The sequence below is a fragment of the Staphylococcus sp. CoH_129_LAB_1 genome, assembly GCF_058191515.1.
In genome coordinates this window covers 49553-60795 of record NZ_JBXWKZ010000011.1, presented here as the reverse complement: position 1 = coordinate 60795, position 11243 = coordinate 49553, and the positions used below count along the sequence as shown (strand labels likewise).

The window sequence follows — 11243 nt, the reverse complement described above, 5'->3', positions numbered from 1 at the left end:
TATTGTAAATAAAGAAGCCAGTAAATGAATTTATAAAAAACTCATTTACTGGCTATTTTTTAGGAATTATGTCCCAGGCTCGTTTTTTCATGTCATATTAAACTAAAAAATGACCAATAAAAAGTTACATTTATTGGTCATTTGGATTTAAGTTATATCTTAAAACTATTTTTCTATTTAGACTTATTTAATTGCGTGGAAACCACTATCTACATGAATATTTTCTCCAGTCACACCACTTGAAAAATCACTTAATAAATAAGCAGCAGTTCTACCTACTTCTTCTTGATCTACATTACGTCTTAATGGTGCACGTTCTTCAACTTCTTTAAGAATTAAATTCAATCCCCCTACACCTTTAGCACTTAATGTACGAATTGGTCCAGCAGAAATTGCATTTACTCGAATATTATCTGGTCCTAAATCATATGCTAAATATTTAACATTTGCTTCAAGACTTGCTTTTGCTACACCCATCACATTATAGTTTTGAATTGCAAATTCTCCACCTAAATAAGTAGTAGCAACAATACTACCACCATTAGGCATAATTTTTTTTGCTTCATGAGCAACAATTGTTAATGAATATGAACTAATGTCTTGTGCAAGTAAGAATCCTTCACGAGATGTTTCTGAAAAACGACCACGTAAGTCTTCCATATTAGCAAATGCAATTGAATGATATACACCATCAATATTTCCAACTTCTTCACCAATTTTCGCAAAGCCATTAATGACATCTTCATCTTTTTGAACATCTATTTGATAAAGGTGATGCTCTTTTTGATTTAATTGATCTAATAATTTTTCTAATTCTTTTTTACTACGTTCTTTACGATATGTAAATACGAGATTAGCCCCTAACTCGTCTAATATTTTAGCCACACCAAAACCAATACTACGCTTATTAGCGATACCCATAATAACAAAGGTTTTATTTTCTAAATTAATCATAATAAATTATCTCCTTATATTACTTTATATTAATCCGTTCATAATAAACGTTTTTAACATAAATATTTTACCATTGTTAATAATGGTTAATAAAGTAATAATAAATTTTCAAATCGTATAAATAAAAAGAGAGGCACATAAAGTAACGTATCTTTTTATATCATTTCACAAAGACACCCTTTATTTTGCGCTCTCTTTTAAACGGATTAATAATAAAATTCTAATTCTGATTTAAGTTCATCCACATATTCTTTAGAACCTGTCACAATTAAACGGTCTTTATATCTAAGTTGCGTATCTCCATGTGGCACGATGGATTCGTTATTTCTAACAATACGCACAAATATGATATCCCCACCAAATGGGAAATTACGCAATTGAATATTTTCATATTTATAATTTAACATTTCAATTTCATAAAGTGATGTTTCAACATTACTTAAAATATTTAACATATTTGGTGTTTCAATTAAACCTTTTAAGAAAATTTTATTACTAATAAAGTTACTAAATACTTCAATACCTTCCATTTTCAATTCTTCGTCATCACCACTATTTTCTAATCGACAAATGACTCTGTTTACACCATGAGAGTTAGCTAATTTTGCTATCATTTTATTTAAACCATCATCATTAGCAGAACATACCACAATATCTTGATTAAATAAACCAAGTCTCTCTAATAAACTTTCTTCATATTCACTAATTTCAATGACAGTCACATTGTCAGGTAAATTTCGATTATCGCCTAAATCTTTACGATAAAACAACGTTATATTATATAACTGTGAAGTCAGATTTCTAACGATTGGAATAGTCAATTGGTTTTTACCGATTAACGCAATATCAATTTTTCGGTTCACTTCATCTGGAATTGGGAATAATTTTTTAAATACAATAGGTACAAATACACACGTAATAATTGCACTTAATATTAATATTCCTGACATTTCAGAAGTAATTGCTTTTAATTCTTCAGCAATTTTTGCTGCAGCAATGACAAGTGAAAGCGTTGACGTTAATAAAAACGCTGACGCAATCGTTGTTTTAGTATCAAACCATCTTCGAATAAAGAAGACAGGAATTAATTTAGAAATGACAAACGACAATATAAGTATAGGAATTATAATTAGTAAAGATGCTTCTTTAATTAAAGATGGTATATCTAGATCTACACCGACCATAATAAAGAAAATCGGTATAAAGAAACCATAACCAAATGAATCCAAAGTATGAATCATTTCTTCGTCAGGTTTCAGTAATGATACAACTACACCCGCTAAAAATGCACCTAATATATATTCAGCACCAACACCCTCGGCAAGAGCAACTAGTAAAATGATTAATGCAAAAATAGCTCGTATGCCAATTTGTGTTGTACCGCCCATTAAACGTTGCATAAAGTTTAATCGTTTAAAGACAGAGCCTAATAAATAAAATATTCCAGTAAACACGATTAAAATTGCAGACAGCCAAACTGATCCTCCGCCTTCACCATTAATTCCACCATAAATGGTTAATAAAACCATAGTAAATAAATCCGCTAATACTGCTACTAATAATATAAATTGTCCTATTGTTGTACGCATGATATTCATTTCTTTTAGTGTTGGCACGACAACACCTAATGAAATAGTTGAAATAATAATGACCATTAATAATACGTCGTCTACAAGACCTAACCATTTAAATACAAATGCTAAAATGATAGAAAGTATCATTATTAATGAAAAAACTGTAAGTGCTAATTGTAAATGACTTGGTAAATTCTTTTCATTTTTATTAATACCTTGTCTCTTTCTTGTATCTTTTTTAAATGCGCTAAAATCAATTTCCAATCCGCTTAAAAACATTAAAAAGATAAAACCTAAGGTTGAAAGAATATTTAACATCTCATCTTTATGGACAATGCCTAAAAATGAATTTCCTATAATAATGCCCATTAATATTTCAGCAACGACAACAGGTAAAAAAGTGACGTTTAATCGGTTAACAATAATCGGTGTAAGAAATGCTGCGACGACAACAATAACCAGAGAAAAAAACTCCATTTCATCCTCCTATGTTAGATATGACATAAATGTTGTTGCAAGACCAAAATAAATTAACATACTTACAATATCATTGATAGTTGTAATAAATGGTCCACTTGCGACAGCAGGATCGATATGAATCTTATTCATTAAAATTGGAATCATTGATCCCACTAACGTGCCCACTGTCATAGCAATAGTTAAACTTGCACCTACAATAAGTGCTAAGAATGGTTGACGATAAATAATAACAATAATTAAGGATAAAATCACTGCACATACAAAACCTGTTATTAATCCACTTCCCGCTTCTTTTAAAGCTATTTTCAGTTTACTTTTTTCTTTAATATCACCATTAGAAATATTACGAACAGAAACCGCTAATGATTGGGTACCAGAATTACCTGACATCCCACTTATAATAGGTATAAATGCCGCTAATAATGCAACTTGAGATAACGTATCTTCAAAGCCACCCAGAATGGTTGCTGTTATCATGCCTAAAAATGTTAAAATAATAAGCCACGGCAATCTTTTCAATGCTTTTTTAAATACTGATTGATCAGTAGATTTAGTATCAGAAACCCCTGCTAAACGTGAGTAATCTTCATCTGCTTCTTCATTTACAACATCTAAAATATCATCTATTGTGATAATACCTACTAAATGATGTTGATAATCAATAACAGGCATCGCAATAAAGTCGTAATCTTTCATTTTTTGAGCAACGAGTTCTTGATCTTCTTCTACATTTACGCTTACAACACGTTGAATCATTACTTCTTCAACATGATCATCAATATTTGCTACAATTAAATCTTTCAAAGATAAAACACCTACGAGTTGACCGTCAGTATCAACAACATAAATCACGTATATCGTTTCTGCATCAGGGGCTTGACTTTTAACTAACATGAGTGCTTCTTTTACAGGTGTACCAATATCTAATGATATGTATTCAGTAGTCATTATACCGCCAGCAGTATCTTCTTTATAATGTAATAACTTTTTAACTTCATCCGTAGCTTTGTTATCCATCAACGCCAATAAACTTGCAACTTTTGAGTTGGATAATTCGTTTAAAATATCAACTGCATTATCTGTAGACATATTTTCTAATACTTCACTGGCATAATGTGCATGCATGGAATCAAATAATGTTTCATATTCTTTTCCCTCAATATCTAATTGATTAAAAAAACGACTCACTTCTTGAGGAGACAAATATTCGAACAATCTTTGTCTATTCTGATCAGTTGTGTTCTCGAAATACTCACTTTGTTCATATTGATGTAAAGTCAGAAACTCTTTTCTGAATTGATCAATATCATTTCGGTTTAAACTATCATCCAATGACTCTTGATTATATACTCTATTATGTTTTATGTCATTTGTTTCTATATTTAATGACATCAAGCGTACCTCCTAATTTTAGTTAATATTTTTATATATTTTTTCTAAGTTTTTATAATCTATAGTAATCTCGATTTCTTTATTATAAATTGGATGTATAAATTTTACTTTATAACACTGTAAAGATTGTGTTTGAATATGAGGATGAAAACCATCATATAAGTCATCTCCAATAAGTGGATGGCCAATATACTGAAAATGAACCCTAATTTGGTGTGTTCGTCCAGTATGTAATTTAACTTCACATAGACTAGCACTTTGATGACTACTCAACGTTTTATATTCCGTTTTTGCATATTTACCAGATGATGTAATACATCGAGTAATAATACTATCTTTATTTCTACCAATAGGTGCCTCTATTATAGATTGTTCCTTAGTTTTACCGTGACACACACATATATATCGCTTATCTATTTCAAACGTCGAGATGAGATGATGAATATGACCATGTTTAGTTAAGATAACGATTCCCGTCGTATTACGATCTAATCTGGTAACAATATGAGGTACTACATATTGTACTGTATTCGTAGAATGATTTAAATAATACATCACGCGTTCAATCAAACTATCATGAGGATGTTCTCTTGAAGGTGCACAATTTAAATGCACTGGCTTTGAAACGATAATTAAATATGTATCTTCATATAATATTTCAATATGCTTATTTGATGGAAGAAGATATGTACTTGGAACTTCATCAGGAAGTTGAACAGTAAGGTGATCATCTTTTTCTAACATATATCTAACTGTCACAGGTTGATTATTGATAATTAAAGCGCCATCACGTTTAATGGCGCTAATTGTTTTCTTTGAATAATTATGACGTTGTAAAAATGTCTTAAGCATTTCTTCGCTGCGAATATGGTATACAAATTTCATCGATCATCTTCACTTTCAATAAATGAATCATGAACTCTTTTCCAAAAAGGAAATGGTCTAAATCTGGCAAAACGAACTTTTTTATTTGCAACTCTAAATTGAATATCACTCACATTTTTATGTTTTAGACTGACGTGATCAATTGTTGTTCGAATTGTATTATGATTTACAGGTGTAATCAAACATGTATGATGCTTTGGTAATACTAATGGAGAACCTACCGTTCTAAATACTCTATTATTAATTGATGCAATTTCAGCAATTTGTATGGCTTCAAGAGAAGGATGAATAAGTGCACCACCTAGTGCTTTATTATAAGCTGTCGACCCAGAAGGAGTGGAAATACATAGACCATCTCCTCTAAATCGTTCAAAGTGTTTACCTCTAATTGCGACATCTGCTACTAATGTCGATCCATTTTCAGTTTTCATAGTTGCTTCATTTAGTGCTAGATAGTGTGTTTCATTCTTCGTATTGTTATATTTAACAATAATTTCAAGTAATGGGTATTCAATTACTTGAAATTCAGAATGTTGAATTTCATCAATTAACTTTTCAACTTCATGAGGTAACCAGTCTGCATAAAAGCCTAAATGACCAGTATGTACTCCAACGAATGCTACGTTTGATAACATATGCGTATACTGGTGAAAAGCTTGCAAAAGTGTTCCATCTCCACCGACAGATATTACTATTTCTGGATTTTCAATATCTTCTATCATATGAAATGAATTCATTTGATTCATCATTTTTCGTTTAAGAGTATTTGATTTAGAGTCACCCTTAGATAAAATGGTATAACGCATTATTGACACCTCATCAGTCATGTTTTTTTGAACGTTTTTGAGTATAGTATTTTTGAGCTTCTTGAATCTCTTCTTTAATTTCAGACATCTCTTCATCTAGTAAGTAGGCCGCTTCAGCAGCTCTTTCTAAACGATGTTGTATCTCAGCAGGATAATCTCCATCATATTTGTATCTTAATGTATGTTCAATTGTAGCCCAAAAATTCATTGCTAATGTTCGAATTTGGATTTCAGCTAATATTATTTTTTGGCCATTTAATGTTTCAATTGGATACTCGATAATTACGTGATATGAACGATAACCACTTTGTTTTGTATTGTTAATATAATCCCTTTCTTCTACAACTTTAAAATCTTGACGTTGTCTAAGCATGTTCACAACTACATCAATATCATCTACGAACTGACACATCATTCTTAAACCAGCTATGTCATACATTTCTTCACGCAATCGATCAAAAGGAATTCCCCTTTTATTTGCTTTATCAATGATACTTGTAATAGGTTTCACACGACCAGTTACAAATTCAATGGGTGAGGCGTTTTCTCCAACTTCATATTGCTTACGTAAGCCTTTTAATTTCACCTTTAATTCATCAACTGCTTGTTTATATGGTGTTAAAAATTGCTCCCATTGATTCATATGGTTCCACTCCGTTTCACTTTAGTTCGAAAGTTTCTTCAACTGCTGAAACAAACTCCTTACCATAGTTATTATTTCCTTCAATATTTTCTAAGAGATAACTTAATTCATCTTGAAAATGTTCTAATTCTAATTCATCATTAATAATTACTTTTTTATCTCTATTATTATGTAGCATTGACCACGTCTCTTGTACAAAAATCAAATACGAATATGACGAGCCATCATCTAATAAATAAGCAAAACTAAAATTATCACTATCTACAAGCATTTGCCCTACTTCATCTAATCCATCAGTTGGATTTTCTGAGTAGCAATAAATGCTATCATCTTTGATTTTAATTTCATTTACATATATACGCATGCTTGTTCCTCCTTATTATTCCTTATTATTTTAACATAATTTATCTTTCAAACACACATTAGAGTGCCCTGGCTCAAGTATGCTCAGTATGATTAACTATTTAGCACTATAAATCTTTTTAATATTGTTATTACTTTAATTTTTCATAAATGTCCGTCATAATGAACTACAATAATATATAAAGGATTTCTAATGAGGTGTAATTATGAGTACTAATAATGAAATTGAATTTAAGCAATTAATTGATTTCAATACATATAACGTGATTAAAGATTCTTATTTTAAACAAATCACACCATTTTCTCAAACGAATTATTATATTGAATCTCCTAGTTTCAAACTACGTGATCATCATTCTGCTTTAAGAATACGTGTTAAACAAAACACATTTGAAATCACACTAAAAGTACCAGCTAAAGTTGGATTGATAGAATATAATCATATCATCGATTTTGAGCCTCATATCGGACAAACAATTGTCAAATCAACTTTACCTACTGATATTCAAAAAATCCTTACTGAATTTAACGTTGGAGAAAATGAATTGAGTATTTTAGGTGCATTGACAACTGAGAGATTAGAAGTTGAATTTCAAAATGAACTATTAGTATTAGACAAAAGTCAATACTTTGATAAAACAGACTATGAGCTCGAATTTGAAGTCAGTAATTATCAAATAGGCTTTGAAAAATTTCAAAATTTATTAAATCAATTTAACTTAGTTCATGAACCACCTAAAAATAAAGTTCAACGATTTTTTGAATATCAAGCTCAATTTTGACAAATGCGAGATAAACTTGTAAAAAGTCGAATTACTTTTAAATGTAAAAATTCATGTTATATTAGAAATATATTAATAGAAGTCGGTGATATTATGGCTACAACACCTTATGATGTAATAGGAGACAAAGCTTTGTATGATATGATTGATTATTTTTACTATCTTGTAGAGAATGATCAAAGAATCAATCATTTATTTCCTGGAGATTTTAATGAAACAAGTAGAAAGCAAAAGCAGTTCTTAACCCAATTTCTAGGAGGTCCTAATCTATACACTCAAGAACATGGTCACCCAATGTTAAAAAAGAAACATATGGAATTTAGAATTACTACTTATGAAAGAGATGCATGGTTAGAAAACATGTATAAAGCAATCAATAAAGCTCAATTTCCAGCAGGAGTTGGCGAATACTTGTATGAAAGATTGCGTTTAACTGCTAACCATATGGTGAATTCCTAAATATAATTGAAGGTGAGTTAAACATGGCTGAAGAACTTAAAATTTTAGATAATGCGAGTCGTGAAAATACTAATCTGTCACCTATAAATAAAATAGAAATTTATTCATTCTTTGATCCTTTTAATAAAGATTGTTTTAAATTATCCGCAATTATTTCTAAATTAAGAATTGAATATAATCAATATATTCGTATCAGACATATTTTAAATCCTTCATTGAAGGTTTTGACTAAATGTCAAGCTCAAAGTACTTCAGACTTTGATAATATTGCTTTAGCATATAAAGCGGCTGAATTACAAGGAAGATTAAGAGCGGAACGTTTTATTCATTTAATGCAGAATGAAATTATACCTAAAAAAGATATTATCACTGAAGAAATGATTTGTAATTGTATTAAAAATGCTGGCTTAGATTATGATGTTTTCAAAGAAGACTTACAAAAAAATAAACTAACTGAAAGTTTAAAAATAGATTTGCATATTGCAAGAGAGATGGAAATTGAACAAGCGCCTTCACTTGTATTTTTTAATGAAGATGTACATGAAGAAGGTTTGAAAGTCGAAGGTCTTTATCCTTACCATATTTACACATATATTATTAATGAATTAATGGGATGTCCTATCGAAAAAGAATTGCCGCCAAACCTCGAATCTTATATTCAATCCAAGCAATTAGTTACAATGGAAGAGTTGCTTACTATTTATGAATGGCCGGAAAAGTTGCTCATAAAAGAATTAAAAAAATTAGTTTTACAACAAAAAGTGGAAAAATTAAATTATCCCGACGGTGAATTTTGGCAGTCTAAAATGCCTAAGAAATAACAAAGAGCGATCACTTATTTGAAGTGTATCGCTCTTTTTATATTAAATTAATTTAATAATTAAGCATAAAAAAACGCCGTGTCTGATTACACGACGCTAAACAAAGGGGATGGGAGAAATTTTTCACTTCAAACAAAGGGGTATGTTTGTTATGTGATTAATTTCATGTATATAATATAACACGCTCAAAAGTACGTTTCAATATTAAACTACATTCCCATCCAAAATGTCACAAATTAGACATATTGAAAACGAATACATCGTTTTTAGTGCTTCATAAGTTTTTCAAATGCTTCTAATTTTTGTTCAAAAACTTCACAAGCTTGCTCTATAGGTTCTGGCGTAGTCATATCTACGCCTGCATTTTTAAGAATCTCAATTGGGTAATTAGAACTACCTTTTTTCAAGAATTCGTTTATATATCTTTCAACAGCTGGCTGCCCTTCTGTTAAAATTTGATGACTTAAACTTTGAGCTGCACTATATCCTGTAGCATATTGGTATACATAATAATTCATATAGAAGTGTGGAATGCGAGACCATTCTTTACTGATGTGGTCATCTGTTTCTACAACATCGCCAAAGTATTGTTTGTTTAATTTCGCATACTCTTCATTCATACGAGTTGATGTTAATGGTTCCCCAGCTTCCTCAATTTGATGAATTTTATGTTCAAATTCAGCAAACATAGTTTGACGGAATAATGTCGCTCTGAAACGTTCAAGTTCTTGGTTTAATAATAATAGACGTCGATCATAATCTAAATGTTTATCCATATAATCACTTAGTAAAGCTTCATTACATGTTGAAGCAACTTCAGCTACAAAGATAGAATAATCACTAGAGTTTGACGGTTGGTTTTTACGACTAAAGTAACTATGTGCAGAATGTCCAAATTCGTGAACAAGTGTATATAAATCAGAAATTGTGTCCGACCAGTTTAATAAAATAAATGGATTAGTCAAATGTGCTCCTGAAGAATAACCACCTGATCGTTTTCCTTTATTCTCATAAACATCTACCCAACGATGATTTAAACCTTCTTTAACTACATCTAAATATTCTTCACCCATTGGTTCTAGTGCTTTTAGCATCCATTCTTTAGCTTCATCATATGGCATATCAAATTTGACATTTTTAACTAATGGAGTATAAAGGTCATACATTTTCAAATCATCAATACCCAAAAGTTCTTTTCTCAATTGAGTATATTTATGCAATAACGGAAGGTATTTGTGCACTGTTGCAACTAAATTATCATATACTTCTTCAGGAATATGATTATTACTTAAGGCGCGTTCACGTGCTGTTTTATAGTTATGAGCACGCGCATTGAAAATATTTTTCTTAATTTCACCAGCTAAAGTTGATCCTAATGTATTATTATATGCACCATAAGCCTCATATAAGTTATGATAAGCAGATTGACGTAATTCACGATCATCAGATTCTAAATACTTAATAAATGTACCTTGTGTTAAAGGATGTTTCTTTCCATCTTTATCTACTGCGTCTTTAAATTCTAAGTCAGCATTACTAAACATACCATAGACATTTTCTGGAGTTGATAATGCATCTTGTGCTTGTGTTAATAACTTTTCTTTATCAGCATCTAAGATATGTGGGCGTTTTTCATTAATTAATTTCAAATCGAATGCGTAACGTTTTAAATCATCATTACTCTTAATAAAAGATTCTAATTTCTCTTCATCAATTTGCAAAATCTCTGGAACTAAGAAACTCCATGCTGAACTAATTTTTATGATAAGTTGGTGCGCACGAGATTCAAAACCAGTATATTTATCATTAGATGTGTCTTGGTCTTGTTTTAAATGTGCATAAACATAAACCTTTTCTAATTGTGTACCAATGTCGTCTTCTAAAGCTAAAGCATTATATAATGTTTCAGCACTATCTCCTAGATGTCCTTTAAATTGTTCTTCTTTACCCAGATAACTTTCTACCTCTTTTAATGCCTGTTCAAAAGCTTCATCATTTTCAAAAATTGTTGTTAAATCCCAAGTTTCATTTGGGTATTTTCGTTCTTGCTCTTCTCTAGTAAGTTGTTGACTCATACGTATACC

Annotated in this window: 11 protein-coding genes; 3 read left to right on the top strand and 8 right to left on the bottom strand. The window is 30.4% G+C overall.

Annotated elements, in window-relative coordinates; translation table 11 throughout:
• Nucleotides 1-183: 183 nt before the first annotated feature.
• From fabI to AC2FB1_RS05035, 7 genes are all read right to left on the bottom strand, one after another.
• Entirely contained in the window at nucleotides 184-954 is a 771-nt protein-coding gene (gene fabI / locus AC2FB1_RS05065) for an enoyl-ACP reductase FabI (protein WP_490674199.1), read from the bottom strand.
• Nucleotides 955-1160: 206 nt separating this feature from the next.
• On the bottom strand, nucleotides 1161-3005 hold the full coding sequence (locus AC2FB1_RS05060; protein WP_490674198.1) for a cation:proton antiporter domain-containing protein: 1845 nt from the start codon (nucleotides 3003-3005) through the stop codon (nucleotides 1161-1163).
• 9 nt (nucleotides 3006-3014) lie between these two features.
• Nucleotides 3015-4400, bottom strand: a complete 1386-nt coding sequence (gene mgtE, locus AC2FB1_RS05055; RefSeq protein WP_490674197.1) for a magnesium transporter — start codon at nucleotides 4398-4400, stop codon at nucleotides 3015-3017.
• 18 nt (nucleotides 4401-4418) lie between these two features.
• Complete coding sequence (locus AC2FB1_RS05050; RefSeq protein ID WP_490674196.1) at nucleotides 4419-5285, bottom strand: RluA family pseudouridine synthase; 867 nt, start codon at nucleotides 5283-5285, stop codon at nucleotides 4419-4421.
• The gene (locus tag AC2FB1_RS05045) at nucleotides 5282-6091 is read right to left on the bottom strand and encodes an NAD kinase (RefSeq protein ID WP_490674195.1); all 810 of its coding nucleotides are present in this window, start codon (nucleotides 6089-6091) and stop codon (nucleotides 5282-5284) included. The genes AC2FB1_RS05050 and AC2FB1_RS05045 overlap by 4 nt, the downstream gene beginning before the upstream one ends.
• Before the next feature lie 13 nt (nucleotides 6092-6104).
• Nucleotides 6105-6734, bottom strand: coding sequence for a GTP diphosphokinase (yjbM, locus tag AC2FB1_RS05040; RefSeq protein WP_490674194.1), 630 nt, complete (start codon nucleotides 6732-6734; stop codon nucleotides 6105-6107).
• A gap of 16 nt (nucleotides 6735-6750) precedes the next feature.
• The gene (locus tag AC2FB1_RS05035) at nucleotides 6751-7098 is read right to left on the bottom strand and encodes a UPF0738 family protein (RefSeq protein WP_490674193.1); all 348 of its coding nucleotides are present in this window, start codon (nucleotides 7096-7098) and stop codon (nucleotides 6751-6753) included.
• 205 nt (nucleotides 7099-7303) lie between these two features.
• Here AC2FB1_RS05035 and AC2FB1_RS05030 point away from each other — a divergent pair, with 205 nt between their 5' ends.
• From AC2FB1_RS05030 to yjbH, 3 genes are all read left to right on the top strand, one after another.
• Nucleotides 7304-7879: a CYTH domain-containing protein gene (locus tag AC2FB1_RS05030; protein ID WP_490674191.1), complete on the top strand. Its 576-nt coding sequence runs from the start codon at nucleotides 7304-7306 to the stop codon at nucleotides 7877-7879.
• 93 nt (nucleotides 7880-7972) lie between these two features.
• Nucleotides 7973-8338 carry a truncated hemoglobin YjbI gene (locus AC2FB1_RS05025; RefSeq protein WP_490674190.1) on the top strand — a complete coding sequence of 122 codons (366 nt, stop codon included), beginning with the start codon at nucleotides 7973-7975 and terminating at the stop codon, nucleotides 8336-8338.
• A 23-nt stretch (nucleotides 8339-8361) separates the two neighbouring features.
• A complete protein-coding gene (gene yjbH, locus AC2FB1_RS05020) occupies nucleotides 8362-9159 on the top strand; it encodes a protease adaptor protein YjbH (protein ID WP_490674189.1) in 798 nt (265 codons plus the stop codon).
• Between the two features lie 266 nt (nucleotides 9160-9425).
• On the opposite strand, the gene pepF is transcribed toward yjbH, so the two are convergent.
• Nucleotides 9426-11234, bottom strand: coding sequence for an oligoendopeptidase F (gene pepF / locus AC2FB1_RS05015; RefSeq protein ID WP_490674188.1), 1809 nt, complete (start codon nucleotides 11232-11234; stop codon nucleotides 9426-9428).
• Nucleotides 11235-11243: the final 9 nt, after the last annotated feature.

Coding starts and splice junctions, on each gene's coding strand:
- pepF (WP_490674188.1), bottom strand. CDS start 11,234: ATGAGTCAACAACTTACTAGAGAAGAGCAAGAACGAAAATACCCAAAT.
- yjbH (WP_490674189.1), top strand. CDS start 8,362: ATGGCTGAAGAACTTAAAATTTTAGATAATGCGAGTCGTGAAAATACT.
- AC2FB1_RS05035 (WP_490674193.1), bottom strand. CDS start 7,098: ATGCGTATATATGTAAATGAAATTAAAATCAAAGATGATAGCATTTAT.
- AC2FB1_RS05025 (WP_490674190.1), top strand. CDS start 7,973: ATGGCTACAACACCTTATGATGTAATAGGAGACAAAGCTTTGTATGAT.
- AC2FB1_RS05030 (WP_490674191.1), top strand. CDS start 7,304: ATGAGTACTAATAATGAAATTGAATTTAAGCAATTAATTGATTTCAAT.
- AC2FB1_RS05050 (WP_490674196.1), bottom strand. CDS start 5,285: ATGAAATTTGTATACCATATTCGCAGCGAAGAAATGCTTAAGACATTT.
- AC2FB1_RS05045 (WP_490674195.1), bottom strand. CDS start 6,091: ATGCGTTATACCATTTTATCTAAGGGTGACTCTAAATCAAATACTCTT.
- mgtE (WP_490674197.1), bottom strand. CDS start 4,400: ATGTCATTAAATATAGAAACAAATGACATAAAACATAATAGAGTATAT.
- AC2FB1_RS05060 (WP_490674198.1), bottom strand. CDS start 3,005: ATGGAGTTTTTTTCTCTGGTTATTGTTGTCGTCGCAGCATTTCTTACA.
- yjbM (WP_490674194.1), bottom strand. CDS start 6,734: ATGAATCAATGGGAGCAATTTTTAACACCATATAAACAAGCAGTTGAT.
- fabI (WP_490674199.1), bottom strand. CDS start 954: ATGATTAATTTAGAAAATAAAACCTTTGTTATTATGGGTATCGCTAAT.